Origin of the sequence: Epilithonimonas sp. UC225_85, assembly GCF_042695135.1 — a bacterium.
GTDB lineage: Bacteria > Bacteroidota > Bacteroidia > Flavobacteriales > Weeksellaceae > Epilithonimonas.
In genome coordinates, this window is record NZ_CP170547.1 from 3,072,685 (window position 1) to 3,099,345 (window position 26,661).

The following is a 26,661-nucleotide window of genomic DNA, read 5'->3' on the forward strand; positions in this document are numbered from 1 at the left end:
TAAAATTATATATTTATTATGTCAGTAAATTTCAAACCATTAGCGGACAGAGTTTTGGTAGAGCCAACACCTGCAGAAACTAAAACAGCATCAGGAATCATCATCCCGGACACTGCAAAAGAAAAACCTCAGGAAGGAACCGTTGTAGCAGTTGGTCCAGGAAAAGTAGATGAGCCAACTACTGTAAAAGTTGGTGACAAAGTGCTTTATGGAAAATATTCAGGAACAGAACTTAAGTTTGAAGGGAAAGATTATCTTATCGTGAAAGAAGGCGATCTTTTAGGAATTATTGGGTAACAAATTTGTAAAAAGTAAAAAGTATTCACGTAAAATAATTTAAGTTTTTGTGAATACAACATTCATTAATATATTGTACAAAGTACATTAATACAACAAAAAATGGCAAAAGAAATTAAATTCGATATTGAATCAAGAGACGCTTTGAAAAGAGGTGTTGACGCATTAGCTAATGCAGTTAAAGTGACTTTAGGACCAAAAGGTAGAAATGTTGTCATCGAGAAATCTTTCGGTGCGCCACACGTTACCAAAGACGGTGTAACTGTTGCAAAAGAGATCGAACTGGAAGACAGAGTAGAAAATATGGGTGCTCAAATGGTGAAAGAAGTAGCTTCTAAAACCAATGACATCGCTGGAGATGGTACAACTACCGCTACAGTTCTTGCCCAGGCTATCGTAAGAGAAGGTCTTAAAAACGTTGCTGCTGGTGCAAACCCAATGGACTTGAAAAGAGGAATCGATAAAGCTGTTTTGGCAGTTGTTGAAAACCTGAAATCTCAGTCTCAGGAAGTTGGAAATAATTCAGAGAAAATCAAACAAGTCGCTTCTATCTCTGCAAATAATGACGATACTATCGGTTCATTGATTGCTGAAGCTTTTGGAAAAGTGGGGAAAGAAGGTGTGATCACTGTTGAGGAAGCAAAAGGAACGGACACAACTGTAGATGTTGTAGAAGGAATGCAGTTCGACAGAGGTTTCCAATCACCATATTTCGTAACAAATCCTGAGAAAATGGTAGTTGAGTTGGAAAATCCTTACATCTTGTTAGTTGAGAAAAAAATCTCTTCTATGAAAGAATTATTACCAGTTCTTGAACCAGTTGCACAAGGTGGAAAATCATTATTAATTATCTCTGAAGAAGTTGAAGGTGAGGCTTTGGCAACTTTGGTAGTAAACAAATTGAGAGGTTCTCTTAAAATTGCTGCTGTGAAAGCGCCAGGATTTGGTGACAGAAGAAAAGCAATGTTGGAAGATATCGCAATCTTGACAGGTGGAACAGTGATCTCTGAAGAAAGAGGTTTCAATATGGAAAATATTACCATCGATATGTTGGGAACTGCTGAGAAAGTGGTAATCGACAAAGATAATACAACGCTTGTAAACGGTGGTGGTGAAGAAGCTCAGATAAAAGGAAGAGTTTCTCAGATCAAAGCTCAGATGGAGACTACAACTTCTGAATATGACAAAGAAAAACTACAGGAGAGACTGGCTAAATTAGCTGGCGGAGTTGCCGTACTTTACGTAGGTGCTGCTTCCGAAGTGGAAATGAAAGAGAAAAAAGACAGAGTTGACGATGCATTGCACGCAACAAGAGCTGCGGTAGAAGAAGGTATCGTTGCCGGTGGTGGTGTTGCTTTGGTAAGAGCGGTTTCTGCCCTTAACTTCGAAGGATCGAATGCCGACGAAACAACAGGTATCAAAATCATCAAAAGAGCTATCGAAGAGCCATTGAGACAAATCGTAACCAATGCCGGAGGCGAAGGTTCTGTAATCGTTGCAAAAGTTGCAGAAGGAACCGGAGATTTCGGTTACAACGCAAAAACTGATGAGTATGTAAATATGCTGGAAGCCGGGATCATCGATCCAACTAAAGTAACGAGAGTTGCTTTGGAAAATGCAGCTTCTGTTTCAGGAATGCTACTTACAACAGAATGTGTAATCACAGAAGTGAAAAGTAACGAACCTGCAATGCCAATGGGCGGCGGAATGCCAGGAATGATGTAACAATCAGCGATCGAAGCAATTATAAATTAAAACCGTTCAGATTTTTCTGAGCGGTTTTTTTGTGAACATTTAAATCATTAATTTCATATATTATAAACATACATTAAATAATAATGAATTTCGACTTTCATAACCTTTTATTTCCATCAGAATTCGAAAATTTTTGTAGTGATCTTTTAGAAATTAGGGAAAAGAATATTAAATTTACTACTTACGGCAAAGGAAAAGATGGTGGAATTGATATAAAATCAACCAATACTGATATAAAAATAATTGGTCAATGTAAACTCTACAATCCAAATAACTATAATTCTTTTTTCGCAAGTATGAAAAAAGAAGTTGCAAAATGTAAAAGACAAAAACCAAATAGATACATCGTTTGCACCAACATAGAGTTAAGTTCTGCTGAAAAAGCAGAAGCAATTAAAAAACTTTTTGATGGTTACATTCTTAATGAAGAAGATATCATTGATGGAATTAAACTTAATAAATACCTTGGACAGACTGAATATGAATATCTTTTCAAGACCTATTCTAAATTACTAGTTCCTAATTTTGCGTCTATAGAACTTGCACTCGACCAAACAATTTACCGCAAATACTATAACAACACTTTAGGTTTTGTAGACGATATAAAATTAAAACGAAACTTATATCATTCTACAAATCAAATTCCTTTCCTCATTCAAGAGCTTGAGGAAAACAAAGTAATTATTCTTTCTGGAAATCCTGGCGTGGGAAAAACTACGACAGCGAAAATAATAGCCAATTATTTCTTATATAAAAAAGTCAAAGATGTTGTTTTCTTAGAAGAAAGAGATTATATAAATGTATTGAGCATAGCAAAGGAAAACCAGCTTATAATAATTGATGATTTTTGGGGACAAAATTTCAGCCCACACATTCAGAAACACAGCACTTATGAAAGAGAATTTCAAAATATTATTAAACATTTTACTGAGTCGAATAATAAATATTTAATTCTAACTTCCAGAGATTATATAATAAAAGATATTTTATCAAACGCAGAATACGATACTGAAAAGGTACTTAACCATTCCAAATTTATAATTAATGTTAGTGATTTTTCACTTGAAGATAAGTTAAGAATATTCCTAAATCATTTATTATTTTATGACTTTGATTTATCATATTTTGAAAAGTTAAAATATGATGAAGACTTAAAATATATACTCAAACACAAAAATTATTCTCCAAGACTTATTGAACAATTTATTAAAATCTATATTGATAAAGAAGAGCAAAAATCTTCTAGTACTTTTTTTAGTTCATTTTACCAATATCTTGAAAAGCCATTGGATTTTTGGAAAACTGCATTTAGTAAGCTTAATCCAACATCACAATTAATATTATACATTTTACTTGTTTCCGGAGATGATTTAGATATAGAAGATTTGAAGAATTCTTTTATTAAAATCCAAATGGAGGCACGTCAGCTTCTTAATGTAAATTTAATTCCCGCAGATTTTCGAATTGAGCTTTTAAAACTGGAGGAATTTTACATATCTATTAACAATGATAATTATTATGACACTACAATTATTAGATTTCAAAATCCTGGAATCAAAGATTATATTTTAGAATATTTAAGAACAGATGGTTATTTATGGATCCAACCAATAGTATCAAACGCATTATTTTTCAATCAACTTACATTTATTTTCAGCACAAAAAATGAAACGATAAGTGATTCTGATTCTGATCTAAATTTATATGGAGAGAAAATAATATTAAATAGAGATTTACAATTAATTTTAAAAGAAAAAATAATAAAAGAATTTGATATTTTAAATTTTTCAAACTACGAAGAAAAAGAATTCACAGACCAATTTTCTAGATTTAATGATTGGGATGATACAAAATATTTAAAAATAAAACAGGTCAACGATTTTTTTAATATCGAATTATACGAAAATATAGATATTAGAAATTTCATTATAAATCACATTTCTGACGATTTTGAAAATTTCAAGCATTTTAGAAAAATTGTTTCTTCCCGTTCTATGATTTATTTTCCCGATATCATTAATAAAACATTTGAATTTTTAAATTTTACGCCTGAAGAAATTTTAAAAATTTATCATGATAGTATAACATTTGCAAATGAGTATAGTCATTTCTATGATTTCAAAGAAATTTTCCCTTTAGAATTTGAAATTTTTTATAATGAAAAATTGCCAGAAATTAAAATACATATCAAAGAATTGATTATTGATAATTTAGATTATTATTTAAGTAATCATCTAGATAAGGAGATTGATATACTTAGTTATTATATTGAAGAACTTGCAAAACAGTATAAATTAAGAATTACAAAGAAATTTTTAGAAGAGTTAGAAACAATGTCAGGTACAAATTTTTCCCATTTGTTGAAAGCAAAGAAATTTACTTTAAAAAAAGCAGAATTTCCAACATATGACAATCTTGACAAATACAAAACCACATCTTTTAATAAAATAATTGATGAGTTTTTACCAACCGAAGAAAGTTATGATCCAAAAAATTTCCTAATTGATAATAATTATGACTTACTTTTAAAGGAAATAAAAAATAAAAAATCAATTTTTCACCATTTCAAAAACAATCAGATACTTTTTGAAAATTTCTGTGATTATTTTTTTTCAAATAATATTGATTTAGAAAAGCAAGATTATTATACTTTAATTGATTCTTATTTTAAAACTTTCGCCAGAAAACTAGACATCGACTTTTCACAACTTATCAATTTATTCTACGAAATTTTGGATGAATTAAATCAAAAAAATGATGAGAGTATTACAAAATCAAAACTTAATTCTATAATTAAATCCTGCAAATTACCTATTGAAATTTCAGATTTAAATCCAATTATAATAAATACTAAAACTTGGTTTAAATTAAGCAATAATTACTTTGAAATCTATCTCAAAACTAAATATATTTCTAGTCTTGATGATGATAATTTCAAGAATGTGCTTTTGGAAGAATTTTCTATTCCAAAAGAAATAACATTACTTACCTTTTTACAATTCATTGATAAAAAAAGACTTTGGAATTTATTTATAATTACAGAATTTAAAAGATTATTGGAAAATATTGATTTTACAAATGAAAAATTAAAAACAATTTCCTTTATTGATTTTTTCAAAATTGAATTTAGTATAGAATGGATTAATGAGAAAAAATCATTTGCCACATTCTCCAGCACTTTACATGAATCTCATTTTGAACAATTATTTTCTTTCGTCAATATTGATTTTATGACATTCGATTTAGAATATTATTTTTTAAAATATTCTCAAAATGTTGAAAAAATTGATAGATTAAAAATTAACACTAAAATTACACCTTTCTTAAGTAAAGCTGTATTTGAAAATATTAAACCACGTGAAATGAATTGGTTTAGGTCAAATTCACTTGTAACTTTATATGACATAAATTTATCAAACTTCATTGATGAAAATGAAAATTTCGATATAATTAAGAAAATTGGAATGAGTGAATTTATAAATGAAAAAATTGAAAGTATCAAAAATATTGTTAATAATTTCACATAGATGGTTTTTAAATTCTTTAAATAAGAAAAGCCATCCGAATCCGGATGGCTTTTAAACTTTAAGTTGAATCTTAGTCGATAATTTCGTATTCGATTGCTATTGTACCTTTTCTGGTGTCGCCTATCGAATCAAATGCAGCTTTCGAGAGATCAAAGGCTCGTGATGAGTGGTATGGTCCTCTGTCGTTAACTCTAACTACAACACTTTTCCCAGAGATCAAATTAGTAATTTTTACTTCTGTCCCAAAAGGAAGTGTTTTATTCGCAGCGGTCAGTTCTTTGTTACTGAAAATTTCTCCGCTTGCTGTTTTTCTACCATTAAACTTATCGTGGTAGAACGATGCAAAACTTGTTTTAGCATCTGTGGCATAACTCTTGAAAGAATAGATACCAAGTGTGGAAATCATCATTATGACTACAAGAAGAATTCTTTTTATCATGTTGAATTTTTATTGGTTTTGACTCTGCAAAGATACCAGTATTGCCTCTCCAAACCTCACTTTCCACCGAATCGAGCTTTGTTTGGGGTAAAATCCAAATGTAAACCTTCCGCAACCACTTACTGTAAGTAAACCACAAAGGTTGTTAAAAAGTGTTAATTTAATTTGAATTTTGTTAATTAATTAAGACTATTGATCGTATCACCAAAATGTTAAATACATAATATACAACACTTTACACAAATTAGTATTCTTAACAATTTTTCGTATTAGATAATTTATACTTCATTTTAGCTAAAATAATTTAATAATTATTCACAATACTGAATATTTATTTTTTAAAATAGTCATATTAATATCAAATCAACAAAATATTAAATAAAGGTATTGTAACAAGTGATAAAAATATCATAATCAATTGAATAACAGTTATTTAAATAAAATTACTTAAAATTTTAACAGAAATAAAAAAAGCCTTCAAAATTTGAAGGCTTAATTATTATTTAAAATTGAGTTTATATCAATTCTCCAATCAAATCGTAATCCTCGGCAGACGTAATTTTCACATCCGCAAACTCGCCGATAGAGATATATACATCCTTTGCAGGAACCAAAACCGTGTTATCGACATCTGGAGAATCATACTCCGTTCTTCCTACAAAATAATCACCTTCTTTTCTGTCGAAAATACATTTGAAAGTCTTACCAATTTTCTCCTGATTCTTTTCCCACGAAATCTGCTGCTGGATTTCCATAATATCTTCTACCCTTTTCTGTTTCACTTCATCCGGGATATTATCTTCTAAGACATATGCAGTTGTATTTTCTTCGTGAGAATAAGTAAAGCATCCCAAACGGTCGAATCTCTGATCTCTCACCCATTGTTTCAGCTCTTCGAACTTTTCTTCCGTCTCACCTGGGAAGCCAACGATCAATGTTGTTCTGATGGCCATATCCGGAACTTTTTCACGGAACTTGTCAAGAAGTGCATTTGTCTTTTCAAAAGTTGTCCCGCGTTTCATAGCTTTTAATAGTTCCGTATTGATGTGCTGAAGCGGAATATCGATGTAGTTACAGATTTTTGGCTCAGTTCTGATAATATCGAGGACATCTTCTGGAAAACCAGTTGGGAAAGCATAATGAAGTCTGATCCACTCTATTCCTTCCACTTTTATCAATTCCTGAAGCAATTCGCCTAATGCTCTTTTTTTATAAATATCAAGTCCGTAAAAGGTAAGATCCTGAGCAATCAGAATCAATTCTTTAACGCCTTTCTTCGCCAATTTCTGAGTTTCAATAACTAATTTTTCAATTGGTGTAGAAATATGATTTCCTCTCATTAGTGGAATAGCACAGAAAGAGCAAGGGCGGTCACACCCCTCGGAAATTTTGAGGTAAGCGTAATGCTTTGGAGTTGTTGTCAGTCTTTCTCCAACCAATTCGTGTTTGTAATCTGCGCCAAGATGTTTTAATAAAATAGGTAAATCTCTGGTTCCGAAGTATTGGTCAACATCCGGAATTTCGCGAATCAAGTCTGGTTTATATCTTTCGGACAGGCAACCTGTCACGAAAACTTTTTCAACAATACCTTGATTTTTAAGATCAACATATTCCAAAATGGTGTTGATACTCTCTTCTTTTGCATTATCTATAAATCCGCAAGTATTGATAACGACAATATCACCTTTTCCTTCGTGTACAACTTTTTTACCGTTGGCTTCCAGCTGACCCATCAAAACTTCTGAGTCATAGACATTTTTGGAACATCCGAGGGTTACGATATTAATTTTTTTCTTACCTGTTGATTTAGTACGCATTCATAAAAATTTGAGACTGCAAATTTAGGAATAAAAAAGGAATCAAATTTTGATTCCTTCTATTTGTGTTATTTTTAATTTGGGAGGATTAATATGCCTGTTCGTCTCCTTTTACAATATTGTAAAGAGTTAAAAATACGATTTTAAGATCGAGGAAAAAAGACCAATTCTGAATATACCAAATATCTTTCTCTATCCTCTTTTCCATGTCTTTGTCAGAAAAAATTTCTCCGCGAGAACCCATTACTTGCGCCCATCCGGTAATCCCAGGCTTCACAATATGTCTCAGCATATATTTTTTTGTGATTTTGGAATATTGTTTTGTTTGAGAGAGCATGTGAGGTCTTGGCCCTACTACAGACATATTACCAATCAACACATTAATAAACTGCGGCAGTTCATCAATACTCGTTTTCCTTATGAACTTACCGAATTTTGTAATTCTGCTATCTCCTTTTTTGGCTGTTGCATAGTCTGCATGGCTGTTGATCGCCATACTCCTAAATTTAATACAACTAAATGGTTCGTTCTTGATACCGGATCTTTTCTGAATAAAAAAAATTGGGCCTTTGCTTTCCAATTTAATTATCAAAGCTACAATCGGAACAAGCCAGGATAATATAAAAACGACGACAAATAATGAAAAGACAATATCAAAAAATCTTTTTACAAATTGATTTTCAGAGTTAGTCAAAGGTTCCGGCATCAACTTCAGAAAAGGAACGCCTTGTATAACATCCAAAGAGTGAGGCCCCATATTAATATATTTGAAATCCGGGACAATATAGATTCGCATCATTTTATGTTCTGCAATCTGGACTATATCATTATAAATATCTTCATCAATAGAATCGTCACACAAAATAATATTATCTATCTTCCCATTTTCCAGATCATTGAAAAGACATTTTACATCACCTAGATACTTTCCTTTTTGATTTGAATTTTCCAAGGAATAAAATCCTTTGATACCCATAGATGATCTTATATCATCATTTGATAAGATTTTATTTGAGAAATTATTTTTACCAATAAGGATTGTATTAACTGAACTAATTTTTCTGCTGATTTTTATTCTATATCTTTTTCTTAATAAAAATACAACCATTCTTGTCAGCACCATTACAGCTGTTATAAATAACAAGTATTTTACACAAAACCACACATCTATGGTTTTTGAATATATGAGATTAAAATTAAAAAAGAAGAAAACAATAAAAAGCAGTAATGCCTTGCTAAGTGAGTTGAAGTGTTTTGCAGAATCTCTAAAATAAGGATCTTTATATAACTTTATTGACCTCGTAATAATGTACCACGAAAAATTAAGGATTATTAATTGAGTTTTATAATCGTCCTGAATTTTTGAATATTCAGCTTGATTCATAAAAAAGTTAATACCTAAAAAAAAGAAAATATTAATAATAATATAATCTCCTACTATAAGAAAGTTAGTTAATTTTTTTAAGAAATAAAGAGGCATATTCTAAAATATGAAGTATAATTTTAATTTCATCAATTCATAATGTATAATAAACATAAAATGATTAATTCAAATATAATATTTATTTAAATACATAGATCCAAAAGATCAATTAAATTAAAATGGTTAAAAATTATTTTCAGAAAACGTAGAAAGCACAGCATCTTTATCAGATAGAATCACGTCTTCCAAGGGTAATTTCCAATCTATATTTAGATTTTCATCATTCCATAAAACACCACCTTCTGACTCTTTATTATAAAAATTATCACATTTGTATGCAAAAACGGCAGTTTCACTTAATACAGAAAAACCGTGCCCAAAACCTCTTGGGACGTACAACTGAAGTTTATTTTCAGGAGTAAGTTCTATTCCAAACCATTTCCCAAAAGTTGGAGAATCCTTTCGCAGATCTACCGCCACATCATATACCTTGCCTTCCAAGCAAGATACTAATTTGGCTTGCGCATGGTCTCCTTTTTGCAAATGAAGACCTCTGAGCACACCATAAGATGATTTTGAAATATTGTCCTGAACAAAATGTCCATTAAGTCCAGTTAATTCCTCAAATTTTTTTTCGTTAAATTTTTCAAAAAAATATCCTCTGTCATCCTCAAAAACTGTTGCTTCTATGATGTAACAATCTTTAAGTGGAGTTTCTTTTATTTTCATACTATTTGTTTTCCAAGTGTAGAATCAATTTTCTTAAGTTCCTGCTCAAATACAGATTTTTTGAGTGCTGAACTAGAAAATCTATGATCTCTTTTGTTATAAAAAATTTCTATTCCTTTTTCTTCACAATAATCCTTTCCTGTGAATTTTTTATCTTTATAATCGCTTCCAATAATACGCACATCGATAACGAAAGACTGCAAAATATCCATAAGATCTTCTTCCGTATTATAAGGAACAATCTCATCTACATCTTTACAAGCTTTGAGTTGAATGTAACGTTCAACGATAGATTGAGATGGTTTATTTTTATTGGGACGATCAAATGTCGGATCCAATTGCAGGCCTACGATAAGATAATCGCAAACTGTTTTTGCTTCTTCCAGCATTTTTATATGTCCCCGCGTGGAGCAAATCAAAAGAAGAAAAGGTGATCCCAACTTTTTGTGTTTTCATAATTACTGTTTTTATGATACAAAAATAACATTTTTAACTATTATTAACTAATTTATAATAATAATATTAAAGAATATGAATATTGACTATTTTGTGATAGTAAAATAAAGAATTTCTTGTGGCAACAATTCTTTCACATTTATATTAGTACTTTTCCCCTTAGACTGGATGGTCTTGGAAGACACAAAGATAGGCTTATCCAAAGCCTGTTCACCAGTCGTTGGAATTTTATAAATATTCAGTTTTAATTTTTTATAATTTCTAAATATTGACAAATTAAACAAATTGGATAGATTAATGCTATTATTTTTAATTGATTTTTTATAATTGTTCGCTAATAATAGATAGGCAGATTTTTGGTTATAAGATGCAAAGGAAATCAAATCATCAAGATCAGTTTTGCTCTGAACCCTGTTCTCAACACTCTGAGAATAAAACTTTGTTGCCCACCATACAGATCTTGGCTTTCCGGCTTGATCCAGGAGACCACCTAATGTATTAGTTTCACAGTTGAAAACACCATTACTTTCTCCAAAACAACTTCTGCAGGCACCATCTATTTTACTTTTTTCTAAGGCATCAAAAACTTTATAAACCTGCGTTGGAGAGAATTGGATCTCTCCATGAATAATTTCGGTAAGAACAATTTTTTTGACACCCAAAGAGGGATATTTTGGTAAAATCTCAGTTTTTATTTTGCTGATATCGTCCTGAATTTTTTTCACATCTGCCCCAAGTCTCCAGTCGTGCCAGCTCAAAACATCTACTCTAACTTTATTTTCATTACAAAATTTCAAAAAGTCATCAATATCGGATAGGCTGAAATGATCGAAAGCAGGTCCGGTAATTAAAGCACTTTCGCCTCCCGGCATGGATCGAATTGCATCGTGGGTTTGTTTAAAAAGAGAAAAAAACTTTTCTGGAGCAAATCCGCCAAAGTCTTCCATATAAGGTTCATTCCATAAATCATAAATGACTTTGTTTCCTAATTTTGAGTAGATATTTTGTGTAACAGATTTATAATCATTCGATATCAAAGGTGTGTTCCAGTTTTTACCAAGATTTTGCGGATAACCATAAGTATCGCTAAGGATTAATATTGGCGTAACACCATTTTTTATTAAGAAATCCACATCTCTGACAGAAGTTTCCTGCCATCTGAATCTCCAGTACTTTGGCTTAAGTTCTTGAAGGTCGGGCTGGAGTTTATTAAGATCTCTAAAATGTAAAAAACCTACCATAGAATTCACATTCTCTTTTTTTTGAAAGTCTACGGAAACACTAGCTGTCAAGTCCTGACAACTGTAAAACGACATAGAAATAATTAAAAATGTACTATAAATAAAGATTTTGCTAATATAATGTCTCATAACGATGTAGCTATATTCTGACAATTTAGATAATAAACTGACCTGTTTCTTTTTTGATAACATAATTTCTATTTCAAAAACAAATTATTATTATCCTTGTACCAATCCTTCAATGCTTCTTCGAAAGTGTAATGAAACTGATATCCGCTGTTTTTTAATTTCTTACCTGATATATTGGTAGATACCATTAGTTTTTTTACTCTATCCGGATGAATACCAAAAGATTTTCCGCCTAGCGCTCCTATAATTCCGGCGGCGAATTTGAGTAACCCTCCTGGAATTTTATAAATAGTACGATGCATACCTGTAGCTTTCATCATTGTATTTGAAATTTCTTCTATAGTAAAAGCGGGTTCGTAAGAACAGTTATAAATTTCTACTCCGGCATCAGCATTTTCTATCCTATACAACATAAAACGCACTAGTTCTTTTACATATATACTGCCTTTTATGGTATCTTTTCTACCCGGATAAAAAAATCTGTGTCTTTTTATTCCCCAATATAATCTTGTAAAATTACCATTCTCTCCTTTTCCAAAAACAACTCCCGGTCTTAGAATAGTTAATTGTCTTTCTGATACATTTTTTGACTGCCAGATCATATGTATTTTTTCTGCAACAAGTTTTGAAATGCCATAAGGTGTATTTGGCATTGGAAGTGTATTTTCATCCTTCATTTCTTCGGACGCACCATAAGGCGCAATAGATGAAGTAAAAAGTATTTTTTTTACTTTGAATTTTTCTGCAAATGCAGCGACATTTTCCGCTCCTCTTATGTTTGTCTCAAAATACTCGTGGTCGGGATGCCCTGGGGTTGTATGAACAGCTGAAAAGTTGAATATAATATCATCAACAGAAACCGAAACATTAATATCAATTTCTGATCTCACATCACATGATATAAAAACAGATTGACCATTATGATTGTTTTCTTTTATGTCTAGATTATATATTTTTGAATCTGGTTGTATATTTTTTAAATAATTAACTAAGTGAGTCCCAATGAAACCCGAACCTCCAAATATAAAATAATTCATTTATGTATTAATTAGTTTTTAAAATCTTATCTATAAGCCTTATCAGTTTAATTTCAAAGGTTTATAATTTATGATCCGTTTCGTTTACGATCTTTAATGTTTTCTGCAAATGAAATTCGGATTACCAAGTATTTTAAGATTCGTAAATCCTTATTAACTCTCCAAAATTTTTGTCTTTATCAAATAGATCTTTGCAACGTTGGTATGATGCTTTTCCCATTTTTGCTCTAAGCGAATCATCTTGCAATTTTCTAATTGCCAAAACAGCATCGTCTGTTGTATTGATCAAATATCCAGTTTTTCCATCCTCTACAGAATCTTTATTTCCTACAATATTGCTTGCTACGACTGGTTTTCCTAATGCCATTGCTTCCAAAATAGCGATAGATAATCCTTCCCAAAGAGAAACCTGCATATAAACATCAAAAGTAGACGTTTTGGAAAGTAATTCTTCTCTTGTGCTTACCCAACCTGTGATGGTAACATTGGGGGCTGTAATCTGATTTGCTAACTCTCCATTTCCAATCCAAATGAAATCTACATCAGGCATTTTAAGTGCAATCTCATTGAAACCAGACGGATTCTTTTGTTCATGCAGGACACCAATTGTTCCTACTATAAATTTTTTATGATCGTTTACATCTTGTGTGAAACGTTGATTTTTAAAATCCACCCCATTTCTTACAAAATAAGTTTTTCCAATTTTACGGGCAAATTCTAATTCGGTTTCCCCGGATCCAATTGTAATCCCACCGAAACAAAATTGTACAAATTTTTCTATGAAGCGGAAAAGTTTCTGCGTTGTTGGCGAAATATCCTGGCGAAGAAAGGCGTAGCCATGAGGAGAATAAAAAATTTTGTCCCTTTTTACAATACCGACAGAGGCCATTCTCCCAAGTACTCCTGCTTTGGAAGAATGTAAATGTAAAACATCTGGGCGCTCGTCTTTCAGTGTTTTTCTCAACTCAAGAAAAGATTGAAAATCGTTTTTCGGATTGATATTACGGGTCATCTTAACTTTGATGAACCTTATGTTTTCTGGAAAATCGTCTTTAATTTTGGACTCGTCGAGTACATCTCTTTTACTATAAATGATAACGATCTCGTACCTTTCTGCGCCGGAAACATTAGTCATATAAGACGTTAAATCACGTAAATAAGTATATATACCTGTACTAAACGCTTCTGCTATATGTACAATTTTCATCATTAACTTTTATAATTTATTTTTATAGTATGATAGACTGGAAATTTAATAAAAAATTGTATTTAAAATTAAACAAATAAAAATAGTATTTAATTCTTTCAAATACAAAATTCTGATTCTTCTCTATAAATTTATGATTTTCAGCTTAACTTTAAAAAAAAACAATATTACGCTTTTCATAATTATAAATCTTTTATATAATTTTCCTTGTAAAGATCTGTTACTTTTTTTGATGGTTGTCACTGTATCGCTGTTTCTTCTGTAAAGAACAAATGGTTCTTTTATAAATTTTACTTTACCAATAATTTCACTTACGAAGCCAATCCAAATATCAAAGGCCACTTCTCTGTTTTTTGGAAAAGGCAATGCATAATCCAAAACTTTTTTTCTGAAAGCCATAGAATATCCGTAATATGTGTTATACATGATATTTTTGAAGATGCCGGGGCCGGAATTAAAAATGCTGAAGAATGAGTCATTGGTAACATTCAGGAATTCATCTGTAACTTTAGAATTGGTAACAACTAAATCATATTGCTGTAGCTTAGAAACAACTGTTTCGACTTTTCCGGGAAGCCACACATCATCTTGATCTGAAAGGAATATAATCTCTCCTGTTGCTTGTCTTAAAGCATTTTCAAAATTTGCAGTGAAACCTTTTGTACCTTTGTTATAATAGATATGAATCCTTTGATCATTGATATTTTTTATCATATCAATGGTTTTATCTTTTGAATGATCGTCTGAGATAATTATTTCATCCGTATCTTTCAATTGTACTAAAATGGATTTCAATTGCTCTTGGACATACTTCTCTCCATTGTATGTTGCCATACAAACACTTATTTTCATACATTATTAGTTTAGTTTCTCGGGAAAAAGCATATAATCTAGCTTTTTTCACAATATCAATAATTTTACAGACTTTATTAATAATTTATAAACCTCAAAAAATTAATATTCAAAAGTATGTACCAATATTATTCCACTTATGAATTATTAATTCAAAGCTATAAAAATAGACAAAAAGTCTTTAAAAAAAATAGATTTTAATGATTTATTTTAAATCTTAAAAAATTGAATTTGAGTTTTAGTTTATAATATTCGAAAATATTAACATTTGTATATTTTCTGACAAATCTAAAAGCTTCGAGTTGAGAATTGATTGAATTTTTAATATTGAAAAACTTTGAAAATCGATCCTTAAAAGATATTTTGGAAGCACCTAAAACATTACTTTGATGTTGTCTGTACAGCATTAATGGCATATCAATGTATTTTACTATGCCATTTTTCAGTGCTTTTATCATAATGTACCAATCATGCATGATAAGTTTGTCATCGTTATCATATAATGATAGTTTCAATTCTTTATTAAAGATCATTGTACAGCCTGGTGCACAATTGAAAACTGAGATATAGTCCGGGCAATCTAGCATCAACGCTGGAGGAGTTTTATTGTATTTCCAAAAAGAATTATCAATAATTTTTAAGTTTTGATCTACCACTTTCGCATCCGAAAAAATCAGGATAGGTTGATTTTTTTCAGTGGTATTTTTTTTTAAAAGATTATAGACGCTGCTTATTTTATTTTCTAACCAAACATCGTCTTGGTCGCAGAACATATAATAATCCGACTCCACTTTATGAAGCAAATACATAAAACTCAGAGCTGCACCTTTATTGTAATCATCTTCCAAAAAATTAATATTATCATATTGTTTAGAATAATTTCTAATAATTTCTATGGTAGAATCTTTGGATCCATCGTCTCTTACGTACAAATCCCAATTTTTATAATCCTGATTTATTATAGAATCAATTTGTTCTTCCAAATAAAGTTCACCATTATAAGTAGAAAGTAAGATTGCGATTCGGTCCATTGTCATTTATATAAATTAATCTATAGATATTTACTATTTATAATATTAGAAAATAATGTCTTTTAAATATTTAATAGATTCAAGAATCTCTTCCAGTTCTGGTATAGTACCACTTTTGGAGTCAATATATTCTGGGATTACATAATAGAAAAAAGAAGCCAGTAAAAGTATAGAACTGAAGAGAATAAATTTTGACAGTCTTTCCTTATGGTTCAGATCTTTGACCATATACAGAAAAAAAGCTACCCATAATATATAGAACGAAACGACATATCTATGCCCCAAAATAAGAAGAAAAAAGGAAGGAATAATAAATATTACCGGGAAGAAACAAATCTTGTATAAGAAAACAAACATCCTGTCATTATAATATTCTGGAAAACGCTTGAGTGTTTGCCTAGTCAATATATATAAATAAACCGTTACTATAATATTCGGCACAGAATTATATATTCCTCCCATTATACTGGATGTATTTTCCTCTTTAAAATACTCTCCAAAATGTTCTATTCCTACTCCCAGTTGTGCTTTGAACATATAATATATAATAACACCAGTAATAATCGCCAGTATTGATATATAATTAAAATATTTTTTTATAGGAACAAAATAATAGATTGGGATGACAATCAAAACTACAGCCAATGCCGTGTGACATAAATATGATAAAATCAGCAGAAGAATACCCAAAAATGTTCTTTTCTGATATAGCAGATAGTAGCATCCCAGTATAAAGATGGGAAATCCCATATAGTATCTAATCTGATTGACTGAATGAACATAGTTAATAACCATATATGCCAACATTACATAAAAGTAATTTTTTGTAAATCTGGTAATAAGAAAATAGTTAAGAAATGTTATTACAATAATATGAAACTGATAGAACTCTTTAAAAGTAAAATGAAATGAATGGAAAAGTATACTCAGTTTATAAAAGACATAATCTGTTTCATCATTTTCAGTTTTGAAAAAATCATAATACATATCCCAATCTGCGGTATATGTGATTCCTAAAGTGAAAATGAAAACAAATATTATAAGAACAATATTAAAAAATTTGGATACAAATTTTGAAGGCACATTTTCAATTAATTGCCCTATTACAAACTGTATAAAAAAAATAAATATTAAATATCCCAAAATCAATTTTTTTGTCAATCTATTTTTGATAGTTTCTTGACTATACTATCAAAATTTTCCTTATTATAAAAATCCTCAATATGCTCCGTAATAAAATTTCTATTAATATTATTAAAATCTAATTTTAATAAATCTTTTATTTTTGAATTGTCAAATCTCTGTTTTAGAATTCTGGCAGGATTTCCTCCGATTATTGAATATGGTGGAAATGATTTTGTAACTACAGACCCGGAAGCAATCACAGATCCCTGACCGATTCTTATACCGGAAAGTAATATAGAATCCATCCCGATCCAGACGTCATCTTCTATAATTATGGGTCCTTTTGTAGTTGCCTCATCTTTTCCCTGAAAATAAAATCTAAAAGGAAAACTTGATATATGGTTCATCTCATGATTACCACCTAATAAAAACTTGACGCCACTCGCTATGGAACAAAAACTTCCTATTTTAAGAACCTCATCCTTATGGTTCCAGGAATAAACTTCTAAAGGACCATAAGAAAAATTACCAACTTCAACTTTATCAATAGGAAATTCCACTTTGGAAGGATAAGTGTAATTATGCTTGTTTTTTTGTTCCCATCTATATTTAAAAACTGAAAATTTGATGGGATCAGAAAAAATTTTAATAAAAGATTTTAAAATATACCAAATCATTTCTTATATTTTTTTTTGACCATAAGATATGCGTTCAATATTTGTCTCCCGTAAAGACGTTGATAGATAATTCCATAGGAAACAGCTATAAATAAAAAAACTATTGCTACCTTCAAAAAAAACGCCTCACTAGTGCTCAAAATATAATTACTAATTAAATAAATAACTACTGACAACAAAAAATAAAGAAATATATTAATCGTTTTGTAAAAACTTTTTTTCAATGAGTTAGCTACAAAGTAAGATGTAATTAAGTACTGGATGATGAACTGAGTTAATATTCCAATACAAATCCCAACAAGCCCGTATCTATAACAATATAGTGTGATTGCTAAACCTGTTATTTTGGTAAGAATCTCTACAAACAAAAATCTTGATGTCTTTCCAATTACCTGAAATATATTCATATTCATTACGATAAGAGGATAAAATAAAGTTGCAATTAATAATATATTAAATGGTTTTGTCATTTCACTCCATTGATCTGATAATACAAATGGTATCAATACATTAGAAAATAAAACAGCTAAGGTAATTATGGGTAAAAGAATTATAAAAATCACCTTATTGTACTTATTAAGATGAGAATATAATCCATCGTAATTATCCTGAAACTTTACAAGATAAGGGAAAAAGACCCTCTGTAAAATACCCGTAAATATAGTAACTGGAAAAATTGTGAATTGGAAGCTTTTTGTATAAATCCCAAGTGACTTTGTAGAATAAAATTTGCCTAATAATATTGAATTAAAATTGATATAAATAGAATTGATAATAGAAGCGTATAACAACTTTGAACCGTAATTAAATAATTCTAAAAAAGATTTTTTAGAGAATTCTAAATTTGGCAGCCATTTCAGATTAATAAATAGAAACAGCATATTAAAAAATGCCAGCAAAATATTTTGAAATATAAGAGCCCAAATCCCATATCCCATGTAAGCAAGGACAAGACCGATAACACCAGACAATAAAACCGCAAAAAAGGAAAATTTTGCCTGAGATTTAAAATCTATTATAATCGTGAGCCGGGTTCTATAGATTACAGATATACTATTAAGGATAATACTGATACCTACTGCCCGAATCAGTAATGTGATATTCTGCTTATAAAACTCACTAATATATGGAGCTAAAGTAAATAACAGACCGTAAATTATTACGCCTAAAAATACCGAAGTATAGAAAGCTGTAGAAAAATCTGTTTCTGTCCTATCTTTTTTGAATATTAATGCACTACCAAATCCACTATCTATAAATACCTGCGTAAAAGACATAACGACCAGTAACATTCCCATAAGGCCATATTCCTTTGGAGACAGAATCCTTGCCATCAGGATTTCAAAAACAATTTGAATCCCAATGATGGAGAATTTATCTATTGCACTCCAAATTAGACCTTTGTACAACTGGTCGTTATTAACCATTATTTGTTAAATAATTTTTGGAACCAGTTTTTTTTATCTGCCTGATATCCGTAGCCATATTTATTTCCGTAACCGAAATTAGTTTTATGAACATCATTCAGTACAAAACCAACATTTTTAATTTTTTCAGATTTTATATTTTTATTGGCAAAATCTATAAAATTCTTTTCGGTAACTTCTGATCTTGTAACATATATTGTAGCATCTGCATTTTCGGATATCAAGAACGAGTCTGTCACCAGCATTAATGGTGCTGTATCCAGTATGATATAATCATATTTATCTTTCAATTCATCTAAAAGTATTGGGTATTTTCCATTTTGCAATAGATTAGCCGGGTTTGGTGGTATACTTCCGGAATATATAAAATCACATTGGTCATTAAATCCGCTTGGATAGATGATTTCTTCAATTTTGTTAACATCTCCATAAAGATATTCCGTAAGTCCTTTTGCACCTTTCATAGAAGGATTATACCTCTGTAATTGAGGATTTCTTATATCGGACCCAATTACTAAAACTTTTTTCTGAATAGACGCTAATGCCAAAGCAAGATTGACAGATACAAAGGTTTTACCCTCTCCCTTTACGGTAGATGTTATAAAAATCACTTTTGCTTCATTCTTTTTTGTCAGCATAAAGCTAACATTGGTAAACAATATCCTGAAAGATTCTGCCAAAGGTGAGACATCATTCATTTTTATAAGTTCATCATCTTTTTTGTACAATCTTGGAATCTCTGCAAGAATAGGTGTTTCTGTAAGTTTTTCCAGATCGTGTTTGCTTGTCAGTTTATTATTAAGTAATTCTCTTAAATATATATAAATAAACGGTATCAACATTCCGAAAATCAAAGCTGCCAAAATAGAAAGCATTTTCTTTGGTGCAACTGGTTTTTGAGCAGCATAGGCATAATCTATAACTCTAGCTTTGTTACTGGTAATTGCCATAGTTATTGCAGCCTGCTCTCTTTTTTCTAATAGTAGAAGATAAAGTCCTTCTTTTATTTGCTGTTGTCTTTCTATATTACGGAATAACTTTTCCTGAAAAGGAATTTTATCTATTTTCTGATTCTTTTCTCTTGCATAATCTTCAATACTATTTCTGGACAATTTTAATGCTGCAATATTTTTATTAAGGCTTTCTTTAAGAGCACCTCTCAAAGCATTGATGTCTTTAGTAAGCTCTACTACAAGTGGATTTTCTGCTGTTGCATTCTCCAGCATTCTATTTCTATCAAGAATTAGCTTATTATATGCCGATATGTTTGAAGTAGCTTCAGAGTTATCTATTCCAATATTAGTCGGGATAATTTGATTAGGACTCTGAGTGTTAACATAATTGATAAGAATATTTGTCAACTCTATTTGAGTATCCAATTCCAAACCTTTTCTTTGAGACTCTGTACTGAGTTGCAAATTCAGTTTGGCTTCTGTTGGTATATCAACAATATTGTTATCAACCTTGAATCTCTCTTTCTCATTTTCTACAACACCCAGTTCTTTTGATATGATTACAATTCTGCCATCTATAAAATCTTTAGTATTTTTTGATTCTGTATTTTTATCTGTAATGGCGTACTCATTATAAATATCTATAAGATTATTAAGAAAATCTTTAGCCTTATCTTTATTTATAGAAGCCATTGATAAACCGATAACAGTTGCATCTTTGTCTACAAGATCTACTTCTATAGATTCTTGGAAATCATTAACAACGGATTCAAAATCAGAATAGTTAAAATAAAAATCATTAAGAAGCATTTTTTTAACCTTTTTAGGGTTAAATTTTTTATTCTTAGTGATTATAAAATTAGCATAGGGAAAGCTGATTGTTTTGTTAAATGTCGTTACAATATCGTTCTTAAGTTCTTTTGAAGATAATGTAATCTTATCACCCTCAATTTTAATATCTACTGGTTCTTTAGGAAGTTCTTCATATGGCTTTTCTGTAACTACCTGAATATTAAACGGATTTGTATCTTTGTATAATTCTACATCATGAAATTCCTCTCTGGAAAATATAGAAGTTTGAAGTTTAAGTGTTTTAACGGCATCTTCAACTAATTTTTTGGATTTAAAAATCTCCAATTCATTTTCTATACTATTGGTTCCCATACCGGCAAAACCACTTAATCCCGCCAACACTCCGAAATCACCTGAAGCGCTTGACATTTTTTTCGCATCCTTTATAAGAACACTAGATTGTACTTTATATACCGGCGTTGTATATTTCATGTAAAGAACAGCCAATATGAGTGCAATAAAAACACTTATAAAAAACCAGTACCATTTTTTGGTATAAGGTTTTATTATTTCTCTCAAATTGAATTCTTCTTCTTTCCTCGTTACGTCCATTTAAGTATTATTTATTATTATAACCGTAGCCATATTTGTTACCGTAGCTAAAATTGTCCTTTTTGATATCATTAAGCACAATTGCAATATTGCTCATTTTTTTAGTCTCCGAAGTTTCATTTACAAATTCCAGAAAAGACTTTTCTGTATAATTGGATCTGGTAACATATAAGTTAAGATCTGCATATTTAGTTATCGTCAATGTATCTGTAACCAATAACAACGGAGCAGTGTCCACAATGATATACTGATACTTTTCTTTAAGTTCTTCTAATAGATTTTCAAGCCTGCCATTTGTCAATAACTCTGTAGGATTTGGTGGTATTTTTCCTGAATATATAATATCACATAAATCATTGACTGGATTTTTGAAAATAACATCATCCATAGTGATACTTTTATCATATAGAAACTCTGTCAATCCCTTATCGGTATTTTTTCCTTCGTTATATCTCTGCAATTGTGGATTTCTGATATCTGCTCCTATAATTATAACTTTTCCCCGGTTAGAATTGGTGAGCGATAGCGCCATATTCATTGATATAAAGGTTTTGCCTTCTCCTTTGATTGATGATGTCACAAAAATTATTTTTGATTTTTGAGTGCTGTCTAACATAAAGCTTAAATTAGTCACCAATATGCGGAATGATTCTGCCAAAAGAGAAAAATCATTATGTTTTATCGTATGACTGACGCCTTTTTTAATAGTGGGCACTTCTCCAATAATAGGAATAGTTGTTACTTTTCTAAGGTCATCCTTATTAATAATTTTAGTATTAATAAGTTCCTTGATATAAATATATCCAAATGGAATCAAAAAGCCAAAAATAATACTTGTCAAAAATATTATCATCTTTTTTGGAGATACTGGTTTATCTGAAACATATGCTGGTTCTACAATCCTTGCTTTTGGTGCAATTACAGCCAACGATATAGCAGTCTCTTCACGTTTCTGAAGTAATAAAAGATACAAACTTTCTTTTATTTGCTGTTGTCTTTCTATACTTCTAAAAAGTTTTTCCTGCAACGGGATCTTTTCAATTTTTGATCCTATATTACTTTGTTCTTTTAGATATTGATTAAGCGCAAATTGCAGTGCTGTCTTACTTTTTTCCAGAGATTCTGAAACCGATCTTTTCATAGAATTGATCTGTTGGGTAAGATCTATTACAAGAGGATTTTGTGGTGTTGCGTTTTCCAGTAATTTATTTCTGTCCAATACCATTTTATTGTATGTAATGATGCTGGTATTGGATTCACTGTTATTCAATCCTATGTTTACGGGTAGTAATTGATAGCTATCCTGTTTATTAAGGTAAGAGATCAGATTATTATTCAATTCTAATTGAGCATCAAGTTCTATTTGTCTTTTTTTTGCTTCAGCAGAACTCGCAAGACTGAGTTTTGCTTCTGTCATAAGATCTGTAAGATTATTATCTGTTTTGAATTTTTCTTTTTCTGATTCTACATCTCCCAATTCTTTAGAGATTATTCTGATTCTTTCGTCAATAAACTCTTTTGTTTTTTTTGATTCGGAATTTTTATCAACAATTGCATCTTTATTATAAGCAGAAATTAAACCATTTATTATAGTTTTTGCTTTATCTATTTGGGGATAATCAATTGATAGATTAATAACAGTAGCATCTTTATCTGCAAGATCTACCTGTATCATTTTTTGAATACCAGATGCAGCAGACTCTAATGGAGAAAAATTTATTTCTAATTTACTTCCAATTTTTTCTGCTTTGTCTCTATCAAAATTTTTGTTTTTTGTAATTATAATATTTGAAAAAGGAAGACTTATTGATCTCCCAAATTCAATATCTTCCTTAAAATCAAATTCCTCAGATTCTAAAGTGACTTTATCGTTTTCAAAATTTAAAAAAAAACTTTTTTTGGGGTATTTTTTGTTCTTCTTCTCATTAATAACATAAATAATTATTGGAGCTGTATCACCAAAGAGTTCTTTCTTTTTAATACCTTCCAAAGAATATATAGAGGTCTGTAGTGAATTGATCTCGACAACATCCCTGACGAGTTTTTTAGTTTTAAATATTTCTACTTCATTCTCAATACTATTAGTACTCATCCCGCCAAATCCAGAAAGTCCTTCTAAAATCCCCATACTTTCCACTCCTCCCATAGCAGATAAAGATTTTTTAGCATCCTTGATAAGAACAGAACTTTTTATACTATAAACAGGGACAGAAACTTTTACATAAACAAAACCAAGCAATATAAATACTAAAATGCTAACAATAAACCAATGCCATTTAAGCAGGTATGGTTTAACAAGCATATTAATATCAAATTCTGAAGAATTATTGATTGGGTTGTCCATTATATGTAAAAAACAAAAATGAATTTATCTAAACAGGAGTGCTAAAACGCCAAGAAGAACCGATGCTACAGAAATCCAAATCCCTGTTTGAGGACCATAAGATGATGAACTCTTTCTGGCATTATTAGCAGAAACATAAATAACATCATTCTGTTTTACATAATAATAAGGAGAATTCATAAATTCTGCATCTGTCAAATCAATATATCGTTTTGTAGTAATTCCGTCTACGTTTCGAACTACCAAGACATTTTTACGCTGTCCATATATAGTAAGATCTCCTGCTAAACCTAAAACATTGAGTATTGTTGTTGGCTGCCCATCTGCAATTGCAAAAGTTCCGGTTCTGTTCACCTCACCTAAAACAGTTACCTTATAGTTAACAGTCTTAATATTAACACCCGGATTTTTGATATATTTGCTCAGCCGTTCCTTAAGATCATCTTTAAATTGGTCTATTGTTTTATCCGTAGTATTTAAGGTTCCGAGTATTGGAAAATCAATATTCCCTTTTGAATCTACTATATAGTTGGGCTCAACAGATGAGCTACGGCTGGGCATTCCTGCATACTGTGACATATCGGTAGAGTAGTAATTCTGGTTAAATGGTTTTGCCACTTCATTATCCTTTGCTAAAACAGTGATGACCAATTGATCCGATGGTTGTATGGTAGAAGTATATGTCCTGTTAGAAGTTTTAATAGCTACATCTTCTATATTTTTCATATAATCCATACCTTGTTTTGGTTTGCAAGACAACACAATAAGTAATATAGGGAGACAAACAGATAGTAAATATTTCTTCATAAGATTTAAAAGATAATTTTTATTAGAAGTTTGCAAATATAAAACAAACTTATTTATCTAACGATTCATATATAGAATTATTGCTTTTAAATTCTTTTACGATAGATTTTAATATTCTTACGATTTCCTGCTTTTCTTCTTTTTTAGAAAATTCGATTACCAGTTCTGTCAATTCGTCTATTTCTTCAAAGTGCATAGAAGGATCTTTGGAGATCATAATCTTCTCATGAGAAGTGGGTAAAGTACGTGCATTGTCACTTAGAAGTTCTTCGTATAACTTTTCTCCCGGTCTTAATCCTGTATAGATAATTTTGATATCAATATCCGGTTCGAAGCCGGACAATTTTATCATCCTTTTTGCCAGATCAATAATTTTCACAGGTTCACCCATATCAAAAACATAGATCTCGCCGCCTTTCCCCATCGTTCCTGCATTTAAAACCAATTCACAGGCTTCTGCAATTGTCATGAAATAACGTACGATATCGGGGTGTGTAATGGTAACCGGACCTCCCTTTTCTATTTGTTTTCTAAAATGTGGAATTACGGATCCATTGGAGCCCAGAACATTCCCGAAACGTGTGGTAATAAACTTGGTGGTGTTTCCTTCCAGATTCTGTAATGACTGAACAAATAATTCTGCAACCCTTTTGGATGCACCCATTACATTTGTAGGATTCACTGCCTTATCGGTAGAAACCATCACAAAACGGTTCACCTTATATCTGCTCGCAAGCAAAGCCAGGTTTTTGGTTCCCATTACGTTTACTAATACTGCTTCGTGAGGATTATCTTCTACAATCGGCACGTGCTTATAAGCCGCTGCATGATAAACCATTGAGAAATTGTACTTATTAAACAACGGCTCCAGACGGCTAAAATTAGATATATCTGCAAGGATAAATTTGAAATTGATGTGAGGATACGTTTCCTTCATTTCAAGTTCCGTGTCATAAAGAGGTGTCTCAGACTGATCCAGGATTACAATTTGCAAAGGCTCCAGAAGCGCCACTTGTCTCACGATCTCCCGACCTATAGAACCCGCACCACCAGTAACTAAAACGGTTTTTTGAAAATGTCTTTTTTTCACTTCCATATTATCCAGTTTTATTTGTCTTCTGTTGAGAAGATCTTCTATCTGGATCGTATTGATATGATTAATCATCTCATTGCCCCTTAATTTTTGCATATTTGGGGCTTTGTATATTTTAAGGTTATTTTCCAGTAAAACATTAACCCAAAAATCTAATTCTTCTTTTTGTAATGCTTCCTTAATAACCAAAACACCGCTTACTTCTTTGTTACCATTTTTTAGATTATTAATAAAGTTTGTTTTTGTAATAATCTGTTTGTCAAGAAGTTTTATGCTTACTTTTTTATCATGATAAGATATAAAACCATGGATATCAAATGGTAGGTTACGATTAGACAGAATGACCTGTGCTATTGATACAGACGTATCATCATCTCCAAGAATATAAATTTTTCTTCTGGTGGAGCTCCTTTTGTTCTCTTTGATAATATTAAAAAAACCTTTTACACAAAGCCGGAATACAAAAAGAAATAAACATGAGATAGCAAAGTACAATCCCAAAAAAGGAATCAGAACAACCTTGTCGTGAGAAGCAAGGTAATAAGTGTAATTAATTATAATGATGGTTAAAACACCACATAGATTCGCTAAAAAAATCTTGAAAAGATCTACAAATGTAGAGTGTCTTATAACGCCCAGATAGGTTTTGAATACATACATATACAAAACATTTACGGCCATTATAAACATAAAAACGTAAGGTAGTGGAAAGATCTTATAATGTTCTACATCCAGCCCAACTATCAGCAGGTGCGATGCAAAAAGTGAGGTGATTATTATTAATATATCAATAAATAAAATGACCCATCTTGGTAGGAATTTAAGATCCGCAAGATCCATTACATTATCATTTAGTGAAAATCGCTTAGGATTTTTAACCTTCTCCATTTT

General features: G+C 30.7%; 19 protein-coding genes and 1 pseudogene. 3 read left to right on the forward strand and 17 right to left on the reverse strand.

What is annotated here, in order from left to right; translation table 11 throughout:
• The first annotated feature begins 18 nt into the window (after positions 1–18).
• From groES to ACFJGY_RS14060, 3 genes are all read left to right on the forward strand, one after another.
• Positions 19–297: a co-chaperone GroES gene (gene groES / locus ACFJGY_RS14050; RefSeq protein ID WP_034977079.1), complete on the forward strand. Its 279-nt coding sequence runs from the start codon at positions 19–21 to the stop codon at positions 295–297.
• A 102-nt stretch (positions 298–399) separates the two neighbouring features.
• Entirely contained in the window at positions 400–2,022 is a 1,623-nt protein-coding gene (gene groL / locus ACFJGY_RS14055; RefSeq protein WP_379964976.1) for a chaperonin GroEL, read from the forward strand.
• A 113-nt stretch (positions 2,023–2,135) separates the two neighbouring features.
• Positions 2,136–5,579 carry an AAA family ATPase gene (locus ACFJGY_RS14060; protein WP_379964978.1) on the forward strand — a complete coding sequence of 1,148 codons (3,444 nt, stop codon included), beginning with the start codon at positions 2,136–2,138 and terminating at the stop codon, positions 5,577–5,579.
• A gap of 70 nt (positions 5,580–5,649) precedes the next feature.
• On the opposite strand, the gene ACFJGY_RS14065 is transcribed toward ACFJGY_RS14060, so the two are convergent.
• The 17 genes and pseudogenes from ACFJGY_RS14065 to ACFJGY_RS14145 form a co-directional block, all read right to left on the reverse strand.
• Positions 5,650–6,018 (reverse strand): septal ring lytic transglycosylase RlpA family protein, encoded by a 369-nt coding sequence (locus tag ACFJGY_RS14065; protein WP_379964980.1) that lies wholly within the window; start codon positions 6,016–6,018, stop codon positions 5,650–5,652.
• Between the two features lie 515 nt (positions 6,019–6,533).
• Positions 6,534–7,835 (reverse strand): 30S ribosomal protein S12 methylthiotransferase RimO, encoded by a 1,302-nt coding sequence (gene rimO, locus ACFJGY_RS14070; RefSeq protein WP_379964982.1) that lies wholly within the window; start codon positions 7,833–7,835, stop codon positions 6,534–6,536.
• Between the two features lie 88 nt (positions 7,836–7,923).
• Positions 7,924–9,315: an exopolysaccharide biosynthesis polyprenyl glycosylphosphotransferase gene (locus ACFJGY_RS14075; RefSeq protein ID WP_379964984.1), complete on the reverse strand. Its 1,392-nt coding sequence runs from the start codon at positions 9,313–9,315 to the stop codon at positions 7,924–7,926.
• Positions 9,316–9,441: 126 nt separating this feature from the next.
• Positions 9,442–9,987: a dTDP-4-dehydrorhamnose 3,5-epimerase gene (rfbC, locus tag ACFJGY_RS14080; RefSeq protein ID WP_379964986.1), complete on the reverse strand. Its 546-nt coding sequence runs from the start codon at positions 9,985–9,987 to the stop codon at positions 9,442–9,444.
• Positions 9,984–10,443, reverse strand: a pseudogene (locus tag ACFJGY_RS14085) (adenylyltransferase/cytidyltransferase family protein). The gene rfbC and the pseudogene ACFJGY_RS14085 overlap by 4 nt, the downstream one beginning before the upstream one ends.
• Positions 10,444–10,529: 86 nt before the next feature.
• Positions 10,530–11,684 carry a hypothetical protein gene (locus ACFJGY_RS14090; protein ID WP_379964988.1) on the reverse strand — a complete coding sequence of 385 codons (1,155 nt, stop codon included), beginning with the start codon at positions 11,682–11,684 and terminating at the stop codon, positions 10,530–10,532.
• A 197-nt stretch (positions 11,685–11,881) separates the two neighbouring features.
• Positions 11,882–12,850, reverse strand: coding sequence for an NAD-dependent epimerase/dehydratase family protein (locus tag ACFJGY_RS14095; protein WP_379964990.1), 969 nt, complete (start codon positions 12,848–12,850; stop codon positions 11,882–11,884).
• A 133-nt stretch (positions 12,851–12,983) separates the two neighbouring features.
• Complete coding sequence (locus tag ACFJGY_RS14100) at positions 12,984–14,060, reverse strand: glycosyltransferase (RefSeq protein ID WP_379964992.1); 1,077 nt, start codon at positions 14,058–14,060, stop codon at positions 12,984–12,986.
• A 120-nt stretch (positions 14,061–14,180) separates the two neighbouring features.
• On the reverse strand, positions 14,181–14,909 hold the full coding sequence (locus ACFJGY_RS14105) for a glycosyltransferase family 2 protein (RefSeq protein ID WP_379964994.1): 729 nt from the start codon (positions 14,907–14,909) through the stop codon (positions 14,181–14,183).
• Between the two features lie 197 nt (positions 14,910–15,106).
• Entirely contained in the window at positions 15,107–15,940 is an 834-nt protein-coding gene (locus tag ACFJGY_RS14110; RefSeq protein ID WP_379964996.1) for a glycosyltransferase family 2 protein, read from the reverse strand.
• 45 nt (positions 15,941–15,985) lie between these two features.
• On the reverse strand, positions 15,986–17,023 hold the full coding sequence (locus ACFJGY_RS14115; RefSeq protein WP_379970193.1) for an EpsG family protein: 1,038 nt from the start codon (positions 17,021–17,023) through the stop codon (positions 15,986–15,988).
• A 74-nt stretch (positions 17,024–17,097) separates the two neighbouring features.
• Entirely contained in the window at positions 17,098–17,742 is a 645-nt protein-coding gene (locus ACFJGY_RS14120; RefSeq protein ID WP_379964998.1) for a CatB-related O-acetyltransferase, read from the reverse strand.
• The gene (locus ACFJGY_RS14125; protein ID WP_379965000.1) at positions 17,739–19,169 is read right to left on the reverse strand and encodes a lipopolysaccharide biosynthesis protein; all 1,431 of its coding nucleotides are present in this window, start codon (positions 19,167–19,169) and stop codon (positions 17,739–17,741) included. Before ACFJGY_RS14125 ends, ACFJGY_RS14120 begins: the two co-directional genes overlap by 4 nt.
• Complete coding sequence (locus ACFJGY_RS14130) at positions 19,169–21,526, reverse strand: GumC family protein (protein ID WP_379965002.1); 2,358 nt, start codon at positions 21,524–21,526, stop codon at positions 19,169–19,171. The genes ACFJGY_RS14125 and ACFJGY_RS14130 overlap by 1 nt, the downstream gene beginning before the upstream one ends.
• Before the next feature lie 7 nt (positions 21,527–21,533).
• Complete coding sequence (locus ACFJGY_RS14135; RefSeq protein ID WP_379965004.1) at positions 21,534–23,870, reverse strand: GumC family protein; 2,337 nt, start codon at positions 23,868–23,870, stop codon at positions 21,534–21,536.
• 24 nt (positions 23,871–23,894) lie between these two features.
• Positions 23,895–24,677, reverse strand: coding sequence for a polysaccharide biosynthesis/export family protein (locus ACFJGY_RS14140; protein ID WP_379965005.1), 783 nt, complete (start codon positions 24,675–24,677; stop codon positions 23,895–23,897).
• 49 nt (positions 24,678–24,726) lie between these two features.
• The gene (locus tag ACFJGY_RS14145; RefSeq protein WP_379965007.1) at positions 24,727–26,658 is read right to left on the reverse strand and encodes a polysaccharide biosynthesis protein; all 1,932 of its coding nucleotides are present in this window, start codon (positions 26,656–26,658) and stop codon (positions 24,727–24,729) included.
• Between the last annotated feature and the right edge of the window lie 3 nt (positions 26,659–26,661).